The organism is Halorubrum sp. SS7 (assembly GCF_005435055.1).
Lineage (GTDB): Archaea > Halobacteriota > Halobacteria > Halobacteriales > Haloferacaceae > Halorubrum > Halorubrum salinarum.
The window spans coordinates 1-231 of record NZ_SGXV01000647.1 but is presented as its reverse complement, the minus strand read 5'-3'; the positions used below and the strand labels follow the sequence as shown (position 1 = coordinate 231).

General features: G+C 63.6%; 1 protein-coding gene. It reads left to right on the top strand.

All coding sequences use genetic code 11. From position 1 onward, the window contains the following. Window positions 1-64: DUF63 family protein (locus EXE44_RS21810; protein ID WP_241991925.1), on the top strand; the 64-nt coding region annotated here is incomplete at its 5' end. Window positions 65-231: the final 167 nt, after the last annotated feature.

Below are 231 nucleotides of genomic sequence, written 5' to 3'. Positions count from 1 at the left end.
GGTGCTGGCTGTCGGGTTGGGTCCGGGCACGCGCGACATGCTGCGCGCGACGTTCGGGGTTTGAATAGCAGTTTCCGACTCCGTCGTTCATTTATAAGCAACCGGCGGTAGCCGCTCCGAAGACGCCGCCAAATCCCGGCCACTCGCTTATAAATCGATGACTGCGGACCGACAGCGAACACCTCCAAAGCCCCAGCCGGGAGGCGGGCGCACGCTCGCTGTGCTCCTCAG